Raw genomic sequence first — 17,490 nt, forward strand, 5'->3', positions numbered from 1 at the left:
ATTGTAAAATAATTAGATGCTCCGCTAAGGTGTGAGAATCAATCACTGGGGGATTCTCATCTTTATAGGTGATTGAAGACTACCAAATTTCTAACTTGGTGTCGTGTTTCACCGTTTATTCATCTGCCAGTCGGACTCTAATTCAATTCGGAATTCTGGCGACTAACGCATGTATCTTTCTTGTGAAAAATAGAGAAAAAATTAAGCAGTAAAAATGAAGCAATAGTATTAACTACTACAGCTTAAACTGCTCTCGGCTACAAAAAATATCAGTAGCGATTGATTCTGAATTGTGAATTCTTCTTCAGACTAACTTGCAGAAGTGCTAAAAGATAGTGCAGATGTTTCCACCAAATATGCATTTTGGCGTTGCCAGAAACCCAAAATTTGTTCGCCAACTTGTTGAGGATAAAAGTAGTGAAAAAAATGATAGCCTTGTGGACATTCCCACAGGTCATCTTCTGGCTTGAACCAATTCAACCATTCATACAATGCAGGGGAGTTGACAATTGGATCGGTTTTACAGCCACATATCATCATTGGCATAGAAACTCCGCCTTTAGGTAAATAAACTAACTTAAACAAAGAGTGTGGCGAAGGAGATTGTTCCAAATCTTTATCTAGAGCAGCTACTAACTTTTTAGTTGTATGAGGCGGTTGATTTCCAAAAAGACTGCGAGCGCTGCTTGCCAAAATTTGCTCGCGGCTGATGCTAAAAAGTTGTCGTTGAAAGTAATAGTGAGCGTGCCAAGTATTGGCGGGTTGAGATGCTACAGCCAGTAGAGTTAGCGATCGCACTTTTTGCCCAAATCGTCGCGCATAGCTCAAAGCGATCGCACCACCCATACCATGTCCTGCTAAATGCACAGGGCGATCGTAGGATTCTAAAAATTCAGACACTAAATCTACAGCTTGGTCTATGGAACTGCCTTCATCTTTAGTTTGCTGGTATTCCCAATGAGCAATTCTCATATACCTAGATAAATATTCAACTACTGGTCGGTCAAAACGCTGCAAAACAGGACTAGCACTTAACCACAAAACATCAAATGAATCAGACATAAATACCTATAACTTCTCAATTATCAATTTCAGTAGGGGCGTACTACTGTACGCCCCTAATTTCTACAAACTAAATTCTGTCTTCAACTGACCGACCCACTTTTTAATTCGCTCGTCTGTTAAATCAGATTGGCTACCTGTATCAAGTGCCAAGCCAACAAACTTGCCATTTTTCACCGCTCTAGATTCATTAAAGTCATACCCTTCAGTTGGCCAATAACCAACAGTTTTCCCACCTTTTTGGGAAATTTTTTCTTCCAGAATCCCGATCGCATCTTGGAAGTTATCTGCATAGCCATATTGGTCTCCATCACCAAAATAGGCAACCAGCTTCCCTTTAAAATCTATTTCATCGAGATCGGAATAAAAGCCTTCCCAATCGCTCTGAAGTTGACCAATATCCCAAGTGGGAGAGCCAATAATCAGCAATTGATACTCATCAAAAGAAGAAGTATCCGCATCATAAATAGGATGTAATGTTACAACATCACCACCAAATTCATCTCGAATTTGTTCGGCAGCAGATTCAGTGTTACCGGTTTGAGTACCGTAGAACAGACCGATTTTTTTTGACATCTTGACACCTCAATATCCTGTTCGTACATTAGTTGCGCTCGGTTAAAATGGGCAAGTTCAAATAGGCTGGTTGCACCAACCTACAGAATTAACCCCACATGAGCAAGGCGAGCTGAGCGCCCAAAAGTCGTCCTGAAAAGTTGGTTAAGCTGGCGTTGCCTGCCCACCAAGGAATCGACTCTGGTTTTTCAACAGCCACGCTTGTCATGGCTTTTTCTCCTCAAAAAGTTTGCAACTAGCTGAAATATCTAGTCAGCTTAATGAATATCTATATCAATAAGCCTGAAGATATACTATCAGACTTATTGAAAAGTTTTTTCATTTATTGGAAGTAAAGTTTTGTGAAGGATTAAAAAGTAAGCCCAAAAGGTAGGCGGGGATTGATTCGATCCCAACAAGGAGTGAGTTAAAGCKAAATTGTAGTAAATGCCTTACGATATCCTCACAGAATATTCCCGACCATTACTGATTTCAAAAAATACATCGGTCTAACAAGGTAGAGAAAGTTAGTTTTTTGTCGATGTATGAAATTAATCCAAATATTAAAAGTGGCTGTAATTCCTGTTTTGAGTGCATTTAGTTTTGTTTCTGTATCAAACACAGCACTAGCTGATTATTTAAACAGTCAGGGTACAGGAGGTGACTACCGTTATGAATTATGGTCTGGTGATAATAGTAATTACTACTTAAAAATTTGGTCAGCTGAAGCAAGTCCAACAAGTAGCCCATACTACACAACTAGAGGATTCGATTCTAGTAGAGAAGCTCTAATTTATTTTGATTGCTATTACGCTAAGAGAAATTTACCAGAATGCCCTCGATGAAGTGTAAGTTGTGGAGCCACTACGTTGGGTGGTTCCCCGACTTGTTCGCTCTTATCGTTACCGTAAGTAGCAAGTGGCGTTTTAAGAACGAAACCCAATACCTAAAGACCTAGGTATTCTTCGATTTGAGTCTGTTCAACCCAACCTACATTTATTTTTCTTTTCCTAGAGTGATACAAGAGAATTAAGCTGAGTTCCCGCTCCTGTAATCTAAAATTAGAGGATCGAGAACTCAGATTTTTATCGGCACTTTTTTAAGCTTGCACAACAAAATCAGTTGCCGATAGAGAACTGACACCAGATAAAGTAGCAAATAGACTACCCGTACCTAAGCCTGTTGTCGTACCATTTTGGTTGTAAAATAGGTCACCATTGGCTTGGTTAAAAATAATTTTGGCGCTGCTACTTCCGGCAACTATTTCACTATTTGTTGTGGCATTGATAATGGCAAACTCGCTGCTAGTTAAGATCCCACTAGCACTGGTGAGAGCAGTAAAGGTAGTTTTGTCAAGGACAATTTTATCAGTGCCAATAAGGAAATCGGTAATGCGATCGCTCCCAACATCAGCAGATACAAATATCCTATTAGTATCGTAAACGAATTTGTCTGTGCCATTTCCCCCTGTTAGGGTATCATTGCCTGCACCGCCATTAAGGTAGTCATTACCATCACCGCCATCAAGGGTGTCGTTACCTGCACCTCCAAATAATCCACCATAGCTTTTAACGGTCAAGCTACTATCATTATCATCTCCRACACCACCGCGTAGAATGTCATTTCCATCGCCACCTTCCAAGCGGTCTCTGTCTGCACCACCATCGAGGGTGTCATTACCTGCTTCGCCGAAAAAGGCATCTCTTCCACTACCACCAATAATCGAGTCGTTTCCTGCACCTAAGCTGACGTTACTGCCGTAATTGTAGGAATTACCTTCTCCAACGGTGGCGCTGAGGTTAATCACATCATTGCCGCTACCAGTTTTCAAGTAGACTTGTTCAATTTCTCGAAAGCTACTTCCACCAGAAACTGTTCCATTAGTAGTATTAGTGTAGGTGACGGTAACAGCAGTTGTTTGTGTTGACAAGTCCAGGTTGAGAACATCGTTGCCCAGACCACCAATTACAGAGTCAACACCTGTACCGGGGTCGAGGTAGTCATTACCATCACCGCCATCAAGGGTGTCGTTACCTGCACCTCCAAATAATCCACCATAGCTTTTAACGGTCAAGCTACTATCATTATCATCTCCGACACCACCGCGTAGAATGTCATTTCCATCGCCACCTTCCAAGCGGTCTCTGTCTGCACCACCATCGAGGGTGTCATTACCTGCTTCGCCGAAAAAGGCATCTCTTCCACTACCACCAATAATCGAGTCGTTTCCTGCACCTAAGCTGACGTTACTGCCGTAATTGTAGGAATTACCTTCTCGCCGTAATTGTAGGAATTACCTTCTCCAACGGTGGCTGACGTTACTGCCGTAATTGTAGGAATTACCTTCTCCAACGGTGGCGCTGAGGTTAATCACATCATTGCCGCTACCAGTTTTCAAGTAGACTTGTTCAATTTCTCGAAAGCTACTTCCACCAGAAACTGTTCCATTAGTAGTATTAGTGTAGGTGACGGTAACAGCAGTTGTTTGTGTTGACAAGTCCAGGTTGAGAACATCGTTGCCCAGACCACCAATTACAGAGTCAACACCTGTACCGGGGTCGAGGTAATCATTACCATCACCGCCATCAAGGGTGTCGTTACCTGCACCTCCAAATAATCCACCATAGCTTTTAACGGTCAAGCTACTATCATTATCATCTCCAACACCACCGCGTAGAATGTCATTTCCATCGCCACCTTCCAAGCGGTCTCTGTCTGCACCACCATCGAGGGTGTCATTACCTGCTTCGCCGAAAAAGGCATCTCTTCCACTACCACCAATAATCGAGTCGTTTCCTGCACCTAAGCTGACGTTACTGCCGTAATTGTAGGAATTACCTTCTCCAATGGTGGCGGTCATATTAACTACATCATCACCGCTGCCAGTATTGCTAAGTGAAATGGACTCAAAATTGCTAATAGTTGTTGTTACGCTAGGTGTTGTAATCCCAGATGGGGTAACAGTGACATTAACACCTGTAGTTTGAAATGAAAGATTTAGCACCAGCTTGTCTGTACCTGCACCACCATCAGCTGTAAAACCGATAGTTCTGAAGGTGACGGTATCATTACCATCGCCAGCATTAACCGTGCTATTAATAGCACCAATATCAATAGTGTCTGCATTGCGGGTAGCTGTGATGTTAAAGCGATCTATGCCAGTGAAACTAATTGAATCAAGCCAGCCACCAGTGGTAGCAGTTCGTCCAGCACTACCGGAAAAACCGTTAGCGTTAGTATCCGCAACGGTAAACTGCATTTTATTGCCAACATCATTAATAGAGTAGTTGAGAATGAGGGTGTCAACACCAGACCCTCCGTTTACGCGATCGTTAACGCCCAACCCTGGATTAATAACATCATTTCCTGCGCCACCATTAAACACATCATCGCTGCGGAAAACGTTTCCATTGATGACGGTGGCTTGGGTGATAGTATCATTGCCGCTACCTGTTGTAAGTTTGAGAAATTCAAAGTTTGTTGCAGAGGCAATACCCGGTAAGCTACCACCGTTAAGCGGGTTGGTGATGTTTAGATTTGCTGTTTGCCCAGATAAATCGAGTTCTAGGGTATCTTGACCGTTGCCTCCATCTACTCTGTCTGTTCCAAGTCCAGCTTTGATAGTATCATTGCCATCACCACCGTTGATAGTGTCATTACCCAGAGCACCATCCAAAATATCATTTCCGGCTCCACCTGAAATTACGTCATTACCGACAGCGCCGTTAATTTGGTCGTTACCCGTGCTACCGTTGAGTGTGTCGTTACCAGATGTACCAAAAATAACATTAGTGAATGCTTGGAGAAAATCAGCTTGGCGGAGGGTGTTGAGGAATCCTGAAAATCCAGCATTTGCTAAAACTTGACTAATGCGAGCATCAAAATCTTCTGAAGATAGATTAAATCGACCCTCAAAAGCATCTAAAGCGGCAACTGCAAAGTTCCAATATAAAATCGCTTCATTGGTGCTAGTGGGTGCATTGGTTATCAGCCCACTCAAAATTGTATCGAGGCTGGTACTAGTTTCTAAGGTGTCGCTATTGTGATTAAAAGTGGAGTTGGGGAATAAATTACGCATTTGCCCTTGAACAAGCAAACGTCCCACAAGTTCGCCGAAAAGGTCATTCCAAATTCCATTAATAATATTTCCCGCTTGTGGTCCAGGATTTGCCCCCCAACCATCTTGAATGAAGTCTTCACCAACATATTTCTCTAGGAAAGTGAGCTTGCGAGCGTCAACATTTGAGCCTCGGCTATTTGTGGCAACATTTTCTACACCAGCCCAACGGTAAAGCAGTGCTTCCACTTGGGAAATAAACTGGCTGTGAAATTGCTGGAAGTTTTCGGTACTTAAAGTAACAAGATTTCGCATCATACCCAACAGAGTTGGGTCTTTGCTCAGAGCGATGTATAAATTTGGTAACTCGCCAAAGCCTCGGAGTGATGGGAGGAATAGAGTTTCGGCTTTTAATTCATATTCTTCGTCATAAATTGTGTTTAATTGGCTGAGGGCAAACCAAACGTCAACAATTTCCCTGGTCGCGTTATCAGTGCGAGTGTAGCTGCTGATACTGCTCACGCGGTTGCCTTGATTTGTTTGCTCTACACTTTGGTAGTTGAGGTTGATACTTTTAATGCCCCAATCTGTTAAGCTGCGTAATTCGCCAACATCACTAAAACCATCTTGGTTTCTGTCTCGCCAAATTAGCAGTTTGGCAAATTGAGTGTCTTGGGAGTTGATGACATTATCGTTGTTGCTATCGAGTTCTTTGAGGATGATAAATCCATCGGTGGTGGCGTTACCAAATAGTTCGGTAATATCGTTGATGCGTTTGTCGCCATTTTTATCAAGCGCCAAAAGTCCATCGTCTGATTTTACCCAACCTGTTTGTTCTGCAAAGCCGTCAGCATCTAGGTCAAAGAAGGTAAATGAGTTTTGGAGAGAGATGAGTTCAATACCATCGCCGTCTAAATCCAGAACTAATGGTGAAATAACTTTATTTGGTAGTTCAGGTGGTATTGGTGGCGTAGCGTCAGGAATGCCATCATTGTCATCGTCGGTATCATTTGCGTCAGGAATGCCATCATTGTCATCGTCGGTATCATTTGCGTCAGGAATGCCGTCATTGTCATCGTCGGTATCATTTGCGTCAGGAATGCCGTCATTGTCATCGTCTCTATCATCTTTGTCGGGAATTCCATCATTGTCATCATCAAGGTCTGGTCTTGCTGGGGGTTGGGGTTTGGTTGTTTGGTCAGAACTAGGTTCAGGTTCCCACAATTTTTTTAGACCTTCCCATACTGCATTTCCAGCTACACCTTCACCTATAGTGGTACCTATCCTCCGTACAACTGGCCAAACCCATGCCCATTTCCCTGTTGGATCAATGGCATTTAGAGGACTATTGCTAACATATCGATAAAAGTTAGTGTCGCCTGCTTGTAATCCAATGGGATCAAGTGCGGTGAACCGGCCTAACTTATTGTCATAGAACCTAGCCCGCATGAAATCGAGTCCATTCGCTTCATCCATCACCCCCCATTGCCCAACAAACTCAAAAGGATTAGCAACTCCCTCCGTTGTCAGCAAATTCTCTCCAAACGGACGATAAGCATAACGGTTAACATAACTACCTGCTGCGTTCGTCAACCCAACTGTTGAACCCACAAAATCCGAATCATAGTAGGCCGCATTAGTCCCAGCAAAGCGACCTACCAAACCAATTCCATGAACATAATTGGTCGCAGCACCACTGCTATATTCACCAACAACATCACCAAACCCAAACGGGTCAATTAAATACTCCGTCCTCTGACCGTTGAAAACCGCCGCCTTCCGATTTCCAAACGCATCATATTCATAAATAAACGTTCCTGTTGGTGTCGTTCCCCCAATCAGTTTATTCTCATCGTTATATGTGTAATTCCAGGTATTACTTCCATCAACAACCTTAGTTAAATTTCCATCAGCATCATAGGTATAAATCCCACTGCCAACAGTGGTGTATTGATTTAAGTTATTTGCCGTGTAATTGGTTGTAACTCCATTAACAATTGTGCGAATCCGATTACCCGCAGCATCGTAGACATACTGTAAATCCTGGTTGGTAATGCTGGGATTTGTAGAAGTAAATCGCGCACGGGTCAACTGTCCTGTGGTGTCATAGGTATATGCCCAAGTACCATCTCGCGTTACTGCCCCCGTTTGCCGCCCTAAATTGTCATAGCTGTACTGGAACGAAGAGTTAATAGTATTCGTGGGCGTATAGTTTGTAATATTCGTGACTTGCCCTGCATCATCGTAGCTGTAGGTTGTGTAAGTCCCATTGCCGTTAGTTTCCCGCGACAGACGACCTACAGCATCATAAGTGTAGGAAATAATCGTTGCACCTGCGGCATTGGTTAATTTTGCCAAACGACCATCTGAGTCATAACTATAGTTTGTCGTAAACCCGCTTTGGTCTTTCATTTGAGTTCGCCGACCTTCAGCGTCGTAGGTCAACTCCAGAAAACGACTATTCGGATAAGTAATTTTCGTCAGGCGATTGTTGACATCATATACTAAGGTCGAAATCCCGCCCTGAACATCTCGAACTGAAGTTAAGTTGCCTTTGGTGTCGTAAGTGTATTGCTCATACGTGTTGTCATCAAAAGTTTTGCGGGTAACTCGTCCCTGTGCATCGTAAGTATATTTAAAAATATCGCCGCTGCGTTCTTTGGCTTGGGCGAGGTTGCCTGATAGGTCATAGCTAAAGGTTTCTGACTTGCCATCTGCATAAGTAATGCTACTTAGCTCACCATAGGTGTTGTAGCTATATTGGAGTTTTTGTCCCTGTTGGTCTGTAACGCTGGTGAGAGAATCGGAGTTGGCACCGTAGGTAAAGCTGACTGTTTGATTTAAGGGGTCAGTTTGACTGAGTAAGCGTCCTTGAGTGTCGTAGGAGTATTTGTAAATTGTGTTACCTGGAGCTGTAATTTGAGCTAGGTTGTCGTTAGTGTCGTAAGTAAAGCTAGTAACTCGGTTTAAGGGGTCTTTAATATTATTTATTTGCCCTGTGCTTGTAAATTGAAGTCTAGAAGTTTTGCCGTTAGCATCGGTAACATCAATAATTCCGGGTGAGACGTATTTGGTAGTTGCTGGCATGGGAGGTGTAGGTAAGTTGGTAAATTTAGGTTACAAAAGCGTATCTTTTATGACAATCTACTAGCGGAAACTGTCAAATAAATCCAAAATTCATTGATGGTATTCAAATTGCATAATGTACAGCCTGAAAAAAGCGCTCTATAATTCGTAATTAAAGAGTTCAATTACGAATTACAAATTAATGTGAATTGCTAGTTAGCCTTACTCACGTCATCTGGAAAACCTCTCGTTTTTAGGGGAGAGGTTTTTAATTTTGACTTTTCCAGGTAACAGAAGCTTTTCCGTTTCCTTCTCCTTTTAAGAAAAGTTAGGGAGAGGTGGAAAAGGAACTAGAGGATAATTTAGCGTTAGTTTTTAGATATAACCTAAAAAGTAAGCCTAGTTAGTGCCATTGAATAGTATCAAGATAATACAAAAATTACAATCTTCGATACCAATAATATATAAAAACTTAAAGTTTGGTACTTAATTAACGTCAGTTATTAGACGAACCTTTCCGATAAAAAGATAAAAGAGTAATGAAAAAATTAGATTTTTAAACCTCTTCTCGTTTCAAGAAGAGGTTTGGAGAATGGTCAATTTAAATCCATTAAACTCAAGTTTAATTAGAGGTGTATTTGATAACTAGCAACTTGGACAATCGACTAATTACACTTCGGCGGGTTGATATTCTTGTTGTCTTTCTACAAAAGCCTGGACACGGGTGCGGTAGTTTCTCATAGTCTCATCTACCCAATCGCGATCGTTGCTATTCGCATACAAATGTACCAGTGGTTCGCTGGCATCTGGTAAAACTAATAGCCAACTGTCATCGTAGGGTTGGCAAATTTTCACGCCGTCGATTAGTTCTAGATTTTGGGCTGGGTGAGTTTCCACCAAGTAGCGCATTAAAGCACCCTTAGCCGTCCACGGGCAGCGTACTGTATAAGTTTTGTGAATTACACGGGGCAATTCTGACCGGGCAGTGGCAAGCGATCGCTCCTGTATAGTTAACATCTCAATTATCTTCGCAATGCAGAACATGGAATCAAATCCCGGATGCAGTTGCGGAAAAATAAAACCAGTTTCTCCACTACCTCCTAGCACCACATTGGGATTTTTCTGGCAAGCTTCCATCAAAGCTGTAGGGTTGGCTTTGGTGCGAATTACTCTGCCATCATGGCGACGGGCGACTTGTTCGATAGCGCTGGAAGCATGAACTGGTACTACTACTGTTCCTCTGGGATTAGCAGTTAAAATCATGTCTACCATCAGTGCCGTTAGCATTTCCCCGCGAATTGCATAGCCTGATTCATCAACTAAAATCAGTTGTTCCCCATTTGCCGATACTTGTACGCCAAAGTTAGCTTTCAGCGCTTCCACTACATGACCTAACTGAGTCAGCAGTCCTTCGCGGTCAGTTACCGACATCGCCGTTTTATTAACACTGGCATTCAGCACCACTGCATCAGCGCCAAATTTATCTAACATTTGGGGTAGAACTGCCCCAGATACGGCATAAACATAATCAATTACCACTTTTGCGCGACTGTTGCGGAGTGTATGAACGTGCAAAAGTTTTTCAAAAGCAGTGCAGTAGCGGTCAATGACTTGGCTGGGGTAAGACACATCGCCAATTTCATGAATTTGTGCCCGCCGCATATCCTCCTTAAAATAAGCCCCTTCGATTTTCTTTTCCAACGCTTTGGTGATATTAATCCCCTTAGCATCCATGAATTCAATCAAAATGTAGTCAGGGCGATCGGGGTGTACGCGCACATGGATACCACCTGCTACTCCCATGAGTGGTATAACCGTGCGGGCGATGGGGATAGCCGTCGCATCAAGGTTTTGAATATCAATACCTACTGACATCAAACCAGCAATCAGCGATCGCGTCACCATTCGAGAAATATTACGCTGGTCGCGGGAAACCGTTACCTTAGAACCAGGTTTCAAGGTAGAACCGTAAGCAGCTCCCAATTTCACTGCGAATTCTGGGGTGATATCAATATTAGCTAATCCTTGGACACCACGTTGCCCAAATAAATTTCGTTGGGCAATATTTCCCCAAATCAAGTTAATGTTTAAAACGGCACCTGACTCAATCTTTTTATTCGGCCAAACACGCACAGCAGTACTAATTTGAGCTTCTTCTCCTACCGTGGAAAGCGAACCTACAACAGCAGCTTCTAATACTTGGGCGCGGCGATCTACACGAGTGCCACGAGAAATCACACAGGCGGAAAGCTGTGCTTCCTCACCAATGATTGCTCCATTCCAAACGATGGGACGTTTGAGATTAGCATCAGCACCAATAGTAACATTATCCCCAATTACGGTTCCTGCCTCAATCTGGACTCTTGCGCCGATGCGGCAATTGTCACCAATCACCGCTGGGGTTTCAATGACAGCCGTTTGGTCAATATAAGTATTTTGACCTACCCACAATCCATGAGAAACTTCTTTGTAGGCGTAATCTAATTGCACTTTCTGGTCTAATGCGTCATACTGAGCTTCCCGATAAGCATCTAAGTGACCAACATCGCACCAGTATCCTTCAGCAATGTAACCATACATTGGCTGATCTTTTGTTAAAAGTAAAGGAAATAAATCTTTGGAAAAGTCAGATTCAGTGTTTATCGGTAGATATTCCAAAACTTCTGGTTCGAGAATATAAGTGCCAGTGTTGACGGTATCAGAAAAAATTTCACTAGTAGAGGGTTTTTCTAAAAATCGCCGAATTTGTTGTTCTTCATCGGTAATTACCACCCCAAATTCAATTGGATTGGGAACTCTGGTCAAAATCAAAGTCGCTTTTGACTTTTTTTGTTTGTGAAATGCGATCGCTGCCGTCAGGTCAAAATCTGTTATGCTATCGCCGCTAATCACTAAAAAAGTTTCATCAAGAAGTTCGGCAATGTTTTTTACACAACCAGCTGTACCTAGAGGTTGGTCTTCTTCCACAGCATAGGTCATCTGGACGCCAAAATCGCTGCCATCTTGAAAATAATCTCGCAAAACATCAGGTAGATAATGCAATGTCGCAATAACTTCTGTAATTTGATGTCTTTTGAGCAGATTGATAATATGTTCGGCAATTGGTCGATTGAGGATAGGCACCATCGGTTTTGGCAGATCGCAAGTTAACGGACGAAGCCGCGTTCCCGAACCGCCTGCCATAAGTACTGCACGCATAAATCCTCCTTAACTACAAAAAGCCTTTGCTGCTTGAAAACGTGTCAGATATATTTTCTTCTTTCTATAGTCTGCTATGGATATCCATATTTGAGGAACTTCCACAAGATGCATCTGCGGATCACAAAGTATATTTACTCATTACACACTTCTTTTAGCTAGAGAAAATCAAAAAATGTGTGCAAGAGAATAATTAATCGGTATTGCTGAATGAAGGGATGATTGAGGCTCAGACAAACACACACAGACACAAACCAGAAGTCTGAGCATAAGCTTAGTCTGCAAGCATCTGGCTTCTGTGGCTTTGAGCGAACTAGACGCTACACCTAGACTTGCTACAAAACAATTCGTAATTCGTAATACTCGCCTCCAGCGAGAAGCAAGCTACGTAATTCGTAATTAAAATAACTTCAGTTGTGGAAATAAGCTCACTTAAAATATATATTTGTCAACAGATGCATATTGCTAGATACAAAGCGCCCAGGCGAGCTACTGGGCGCTAAGGCGTTGTTATTTCAAGCCTACGACTTAAGTTGTAGGTTACTACTAATGACAAATTACGAATTATTTAGATTACCTAATCTCTTTTACTAATCAATAAATTGTTTTAACAATGTTTCGACACTAGCATTGCGATCCCAGAAGGAAAATAAATGCCAATATCGAAGCTTACCTTCTTTGTCTAGTACAAACTGTGCTGGTAAAGGCGCTCCCAGAGCTTGTCCTACATCATATGATTGAAATACTCGACAACTAGGGTCGCTAAGTAAAGGCATTTGCAAGCCTAAATCTTTAACGACTATTTGACTCTGTCGTTCATCAGTACTAGTAATCATCAAAACTTCTATTCCCCGATTTTTAAATTGTTCGTAATTTTCTTTCAAAGCTTTGATGTGAGGAAAACAAAAAGGGCAATATTGCTTTTCAGTAAAGATGCGAGTAAAGGCAAGTAACACAGGTTGCTTACCTTTATAATCAGACAATTTTACTAAAGTTCCGTTGGTAATATCTGGCAGTTGAAAATCTGGTGTTGCCACTCCTAGCCGGAGTTCGTTTCTAGCTGGAATTGGGAGAAAGTTGCGAAAAAATCGCTCATTTAATAACCCACTAAAATCAGTTGAAGTCAGCATATTTTTGAGATTATTCAAAACGATTGGGCATTGAAAGAGGCAAAGGGCGCAAGGAAAACAGTGGTACTACTTGTTTTCTGCTTCACTGCTCCCCTTCGAGCAGAAAACCACAGATAGATTCTTTGTTTATCTGTGGTTATTTCATTAGATTGCCGAACTAATTTCAGCAAGTCGAATTGAATTTCAGAAAACCTAATCTAAACAGCAGAGAAGTAGACTTTGGACTTCACTGGATCGGGATTCATTGTCTTGTCGCCAGGTTGCCAACCAGCTGGGCACACTTCGTCGGGGTGAGATTGAACATACTGAATTGCTTGCAATGTCCGCAGGGTTTCATCAACGCTGCGACCAAAAGCTAAGTTGTTAATTGTGGCGTGCTGTATGATACCATCTTTGTCTATGATGAACAGACCACGCAAGGCAATGCCTGCTGCTGGGTCGAGGACGTTGTAAGCAGCGCTAATCTCTTTCTTGATGTCAGAGACTAAAGGGTAATTCAGGTCGCCAACGCCACCAGACTTACGATCGGTTTGAATCCAAGCGAGGTGAGAGAATTCACTATCAACGGAAGCACCAAGGATTTCCGTATTAACTTTCTTGAATTCTTCGTAGCGATCGCTAAATGCTGTAATTTCAGTCGGACAAACAAACGTAAAGTCTAGGGGGTAAAAAAACAGGATGACATACTTTCCGCGATAATCAGAAAGTTTGATTGTCTTAAATTCCTGATCTATCACAGCTGTTGCCGTGAAATCGGGAGCTTGTTGACCAACGCGGAGGCATCCTTCTGTTCCATAAGTCAGGGACATTAACTTAATTCTCCTTTATCGATTTAGTAGCGTGGAATTTGGGTCAGGTAAAACTCACCCATCTACGCTCTCACAGTTTTATTACGATCTGTTACAACTATATCATACTCATAACGATTTTGAGTAGCAAATGCCAGATTTAGATACAAGAGAATGGTTGCTTACCAATGGTCTAGGAAGTTTTGCCAGTGGTACGATTTCTGATACCCGTACACGCACTTATCACGGTTGGCTGTTTGCCGCTATAAACCCCCCTTCGGAACGTACTTTGTTGTTATCGCACCTAGAAGCTAGCTTGGAAGTATTAGGGGGTGTTGTGGGACTGGGGACAAATATTTGGGGTAATGGTCACATTGAACAGACGGGCTACGAACTGCTGCGCTCTTTTGATATTAACCCAGTTCCAAAATGGATTTGGGGTCGAGATAATTGGCAGTTAACTAGACAATTGGTGATGCCCTATGGTTGGGAAGGGACTAGGAACGAGGAACTGGAAACAGGAAAGAATTCTTCCCAATCCCCATTCTCTCATCGGATTTTAATCCACTATCGCTATGAGGGAAGTGAACGAGCGATTTTACGGCTACGACTGCTGATAGCAGAACGTGACTTTCACCATCAGCAGACTGCTAACTCAGAATTACAGTTCTCACAATTGCTTGAACAACAGCAAGTCTGTCTGCAAGCAAGAAAATTTGGGCATTTTGGTATACCTTGGCATCTGCGCTGGACACAAGGAAATTACCAACCAGATGCAGTTTGGTATTGGAATTATCGCTTCTCTGAAGAGACAAAACGGGGATTAGGCGATCAAGAAGACCTCTACAGTCCTGGTTACTTAATAGTTACACTCCAACCAGGAGATGCAGTAACTTTAGAAGCACGAGTAGGTTTTCCCAACCCCCTGCTAGGCGTTCTCACCTCGGAAACCTTTGCACAAGCAGTGGAAGCAGAACAAAAAAGGCTCTCTGAGATTTTTGGATGGAGCGCGGGAGGGATTAGAAACTGGAGACTAGGGACTAGCGAAGAAGCGGGGGAGCAAAGAGCAGCAAGCCAAAAAGAGGAATCACTTGTGTCCCCTGCACCTTGCTTCTCTGCTTCTTTCTCGGTGTCCACTCCCCACTCCCTACTCTGGCAACAACTACTTAAAGCCAGCGATCAGTTTATCGTCTATCGAGCTTCAATAGCAGGCCCTACAGTGATTGCTGGTTATCACTGGTTTTCTGACTGGGCACGGGATACATTAATTGCCCTGCCCGGATTGATGCTAGTTCCCCAGCGCTTCGATTTAGCAAAAGAACTATTACGAGCCTTTGGGCACTACTGTCGCCACGGTTTGATTCCTAATGCCTTTTTTGATGTTGATAACGAACCATTTTATAACAGTATTGATGCGCCCCTTTGGTGGATTGAGACTTTAGGACTTTATTTACAAGCTACACAAGACTGGGAGTTTTTGGCAGAGCAGTTCCCGACAGTGCAGCAAATTCATAAAGCCTTTGTTGGTGGTACACGCTATAACATCCAAGCTGATGCTACTGATGGACTAATTGGTTGGGATGCTCGTGGTGTAGCCCTTACTTGGATGGATGTGGTAATTGGGGCACACCCTGTTACTCCTCGTTATGGTAAACCAGTGGAAATCAATGGGCTGTGGTATTCTGCTTTATGTTGGCTAAGTCAGTGGGCAAAACGCCTGAGCCAACTGGAGTTAGGTGAGCCAGTGCGTCTAAGTAAACAAGCACAACGTTATGCTCAGCAAGCACAACGGGTGAAAAATTCCTTGCAAAAGTTTTGGAATCCTCAGCTAGGTTATCTCTACGATACTATTGAGCCGGACGATCGCCGAAATTTTCAAATTCGTCCCAACGCTGTTTTGGCGCTATCGCTGCAACATTGTGGGTTTTCTCGACAGCAAGGGTGTCAGATACTAGATTTGGCAACTGGGAGCTTGCTTACTCCCTATGGTCTTCGCAGTCTCGATCCAGGAGATCCAGAATACAAAGGGAAATATGAGGGTAACCAAGAGCAACGCGATCGCGCTTATCACCAAGGTAGTGTTTGGCCTTGGCTAATTGGCCCGTATATTCGGGCTTGGCAACGTTTTTATCCACAACAACCACTGCCTTTTGATTGGCAACCACTGCTAGATCACTTTTTATCTGCCGCTTGTATTGGTTCTATTTCTGAGATTTTTGATGGCGATCCACCTCATACACCTAGAGGAGCGATCGCTCAAGCTTGGTCAGTTGCTGAAGTCATCCGCCATCTTAAATAGTGCCGAGTGGCGCATTTTCAATAGCCGAGTTTGGTGAAAAACTCCACAGACCGATTCAGGTCTTTGACTGGCAGATTCACGAAAATTTTAGTAGCCATATTTTCTAATTTTGAAAGTTGATTATCTAGATGAAATATCGACATGACGCTAATATTCCAAGGGAAACTCAAGCTTCAGTCAAGAACTCATCAAGGCAGTCAAAGCTGGAGTTCCAGCCGCCGATGACTCCCATTTTTTCGTGCTTTTGCCGATCCTCAAAAGACTCATGCACAATCCTGAGTGTGAGTTTGGTATTGCCGTCCAAATCCTCGAAAATCGCCGTCATCACTATTCCCTTTGGTAGTTCGGCGTTCACCACCTTTTCAAAACCTTCATCAAATTCATCACTGGTAACAATCCTTTCAAGGGGCACGATTTCGCGAAAAACGCCTTTGGCCGGGTACTCCGTGCCGTCTGGAGCAATCATCACGTAGCGCCATTTACCACCCGGACGCAGATCCAGCTCGCTCACCCGAGTCGTAAAGCCTTTTGGTCCCCACCACTGCGCTATATGTTTCGGATCAGTCCACGCCTGAAACACGAGTTGACGCGGCGCCCTGAAGATGCGGGTGATGACAATCTCACGTTGGGATTGAGCATCAACGTAATCATTTTTATTACTCATCTTGTTCCTCCTGGGTTTGTAATACGTGCAGGTAATCATCGAGCCGATCAAGATTCTCTTCCCAGAATTGACGATATTGCTCGATCCAATCTGCCGCGTCTTTGAGCGGCTGTGCTTTGATTTGGCAAGGTCGCCATTGAGCCTTACGACTTTGCACGATCAGTCCGGCACGCTCTAACACCTTGAGGTGCTTGGAGATTGCTGGAAGGCTCATCTCAAAGGGCTTGGCTAGCTCAGTGACCGATGCCTCACCCTTGGCGAGGTGAGCCAGGATCGCACGCCGTGTAGGATCGCCAAGGGCAGCAAAGGTGAGGCTCAATTGATCGCTAGACATTTTTATTTAACCTAATGGTTAATTAATTAATAGGTTAAATGTACTATTCAAGAATGTCAAGCTCTAATTACAAACAGGACAAGGGGAGAATGTCCTCTTGTCCTGTTCGATGAATTAACCTTAATCTTGAATCTTTAGAGTGAAATAGCGAGGCAGGATTTTGATAGATAGCGTATGTGCTGGGGCGATCGCAATCACCTTGCAGACATCAAAGGCGATCGCCCCATTAATTACTTAAAGCTGAAATTTTTCTAGTAGCGTAGTTTTAATAATTTATAGAGTGGCTCAGGTCGGATTTGAACCAACGACCCCAGGCTTATGAGTCCCTATATGAAGC

General features: G+C 43.1%; 12 protein-coding genes and 2 pseudogenes. 2 read left to right on the forward strand and 12 right to left on the reverse strand.

The window, feature by feature from the left end:
* Positions 1 to 309: 309 nt before the first annotated feature.
* From FCR06_RS21100 to FCR06_RS21110, 3 genes and pseudogenes are all read right to left on the reverse strand, one after another.
* On the reverse strand, positions 310 to 1,062 hold the full coding sequence (locus FCR06_RS21100; RefSeq protein ID WP_138503212.1) for an alpha/beta fold hydrolase: 753 nt from the start codon (positions 1,060 to 1,062) through the stop codon (positions 310 to 312).
* Positions 1,063 to 1,125: 63 nt separating this feature from the next.
* Positions 1,126 to 1,638: a flavodoxin FldA gene (gene fldA / locus FCR06_RS21105; protein WP_138503214.1), complete on the reverse strand. Its 513-nt coding sequence runs from the start codon at positions 1,636 to 1,638 to the stop codon at positions 1,126 to 1,128.
* An 11-nt stretch (positions 1,639 to 1,649) separates the two neighbouring features.
* Positions 1,650 to 1,846: pseudogene (locus FCR06_RS21110) on the reverse strand (chlorophyll a/b binding light-harvesting protein); the annotation flags it as partial.
* A 340-nt stretch (positions 1,847 to 2,186) separates the two neighbouring features.
* Here FCR06_RS21110 and FCR06_RS21115 point away from each other — a divergent pair.
* Positions 2,187 to 2,462, forward strand: coding sequence for a hypothetical protein (locus FCR06_RS21115; protein WP_223280212.1), 276 nt, complete (start codon positions 2,187 to 2,189; stop codon positions 2,460 to 2,462).
* 254 nt (positions 2,463 to 2,716) lie between these two features.
* Here FCR06_RS21115 and FCR06_RS21120 read toward each other — a convergent pair whose 3' ends face one another.
* From FCR06_RS21120 to FCR06_RS21140, 6 genes and pseudogenes are all read right to left on the reverse strand, one after another.
* Positions 2,717 to 3,424 carry a calcium-binding protein gene (locus FCR06_RS21120; RefSeq protein WP_223280218.1) on the reverse strand — a complete coding sequence of 236 codons (708 nt, stop codon included), beginning with the start codon at positions 3,422 to 3,424 and terminating at the stop codon, positions 2,717 to 2,719.
* Positions 3,425 to 3,598: 174 nt separating this feature from the next.
* Positions 3,599 to 3,844 (reverse strand): annotated as a pseudogene (locus FCR06_RS34850) (calcium-binding protein); the annotation flags it as partial.
* A gap of 66 nt (positions 3,845 to 3,910) precedes the next feature.
* The gene (locus FCR06_RS21125) at positions 3,911 to 8,761 is read right to left on the reverse strand and encodes an RHS repeat-associated core domain-containing protein (protein ID WP_138503218.1); all 4,851 of its coding nucleotides are present in this window, start codon (positions 8,759 to 8,761) and stop codon (positions 3,911 to 3,913) included.
* Positions 8,762 to 9,409: 648 nt separating this feature from the next.
* The gene (locus FCR06_RS21130) at positions 9,410 to 11,938 is read right to left on the reverse strand and encodes a mannose-1-phosphate guanyltransferase (protein WP_138503220.1); all 2,529 of its coding nucleotides are present in this window, start codon (positions 11,936 to 11,938) and stop codon (positions 9,410 to 9,412) included.
* Positions 11,939 to 12,528: 590 nt separating this feature from the next.
* Entirely contained in the window at positions 12,529 to 13,068 is a 540-nt protein-coding gene (locus tag FCR06_RS21135; protein ID WP_138503222.1) for a peroxiredoxin family protein, read from the reverse strand.
* A gap of 197 nt (positions 13,069 to 13,265) precedes the next feature.
* Entirely contained in the window at positions 13,266 to 13,877 is a 612-nt protein-coding gene (locus FCR06_RS21140) for a peroxiredoxin (protein WP_138503224.1), read from the reverse strand.
* Between the two features lie 130 nt (positions 13,878 to 14,007).
* Here FCR06_RS21140 and FCR06_RS21145 point away from each other — a divergent pair, with 130 nt between their 5' ends.
* Positions 14,008 to 16,155 carry an amylo-alpha-1,6-glucosidase gene (locus tag FCR06_RS21145; protein WP_138503226.1) on the forward strand — a complete coding sequence of 716 codons (2,148 nt, stop codon included), beginning with the start codon at positions 14,008 to 14,010 and terminating at the stop codon, positions 16,153 to 16,155.
* Between the two features lie 17 nt (positions 16,156 to 16,172).
* On the opposite strand, the gene FCR06_RS34855 is transcribed toward FCR06_RS21145, so the two are convergent.
* From FCR06_RS34855 to FCR06_RS21160, 3 genes are read right to left on the reverse strand one after another with little or no spacing between them, the layout of a single operon-like run.
* Positions 16,173 to 16,298 (reverse strand): hypothetical protein, encoded by a 126-nt coding sequence (locus tag FCR06_RS34855; protein WP_411268014.1) that lies wholly within the window; start codon positions 16,296 to 16,298, stop codon positions 16,173 to 16,175.
* Between the two features lie 23 nt (positions 16,299 to 16,321).
* The gene (locus FCR06_RS21155) at positions 16,322 to 16,819 is read right to left on the reverse strand and encodes an SRPBCC domain-containing protein (RefSeq protein ID WP_138503228.1); all 498 of its coding nucleotides are present in this window, start codon (positions 16,817 to 16,819) and stop codon (positions 16,322 to 16,324) included.
* Complete coding sequence (locus FCR06_RS21160) at positions 16,812 to 17,153, reverse strand: ArsR/SmtB family transcription factor (RefSeq protein ID WP_138503230.1); 342 nt, start codon at positions 17,151 to 17,153, stop codon at positions 16,812 to 16,814. Before FCR06_RS21160 ends, FCR06_RS21155 begins: the two co-directional genes overlap by 8 nt.
* Positions 17,154 to 17,490: the final 337 nt, after the last annotated feature.

Source organism: Nostoc sp. PA-18-2419, from assembly GCF_005869855.1.
In the GTDB taxonomy this organism is placed as follows: domain Bacteria; phylum Cyanobacteriota; class Cyanobacteriia; order Cyanobacteriales; family Nostocaceae; genus Nostoc.

Excerpts from the sequence above, each read along its gene's own strand:
- FCR06_RS21100 (WP_138503212.1), bottom strand. The coding sequence starts at position 1,062 with ATGTCTGATTCATTTGATGTTTTGTGGTTAAGTGCTAGTCCTGTTTTG.
- fldA (WP_138503214.1), bottom strand. The coding sequence starts at position 1,638 with ATGTCAAAAAAAATCGGTCTGTTCTACGGTACTCAAACCGGTAACACT.
- FCR06_RS21125 (WP_138503218.1), bottom strand. The coding sequence starts at position 8,761 with ATGCCAGCAACTACCAAATACGTCTCACCCGGAATTATTGATGTTACC.
- FCR06_RS21130 (WP_138503220.1), bottom strand. The coding sequence starts at position 11,938 with ATGCGTGCAGTACTTATGGCAGGCGGTTCGGGAACGCGGCTTCGTCCG.
- FCR06_RS21135 (WP_138503222.1), bottom strand. The coding sequence starts at position 13,068 with ATGCTGACTTCAACTGATTTTAGTGGGTTATTAAATGAGCGATTTTTT.
- FCR06_RS21140 (WP_138503224.1), bottom strand. The coding sequence starts at position 13,877 with ATGTCCCTGACTTATGGAACAGAAGGATGCCTCCGCGTTGGTCAACAA.
- FCR06_RS21145 (WP_138503226.1), top strand. The coding sequence starts at position 14,008 with ATGCCAGATTTAGATACAAGAGAATGGTTGCTTACCAATGGTCTAGGA.
- FCR06_RS34855 (WP_411268014.1), bottom strand. The coding sequence starts at position 16,298 with ATGTCGATATTTCATCTAGATAATCAACTTTCAAAATTAGAAAATATG.
- FCR06_RS21155 (WP_138503228.1), bottom strand. The coding sequence starts at position 16,819 with ATGAGTAATAAAAATGATTACGTTGATGCTCAATCCCAACGTGAGATT.
- FCR06_RS21160 (WP_138503230.1), bottom strand. The coding sequence starts at position 17,153 with ATGTCTAGCGATCAATTGAGCCTCACCTTTGCTGCCCTTGGCGATCCT.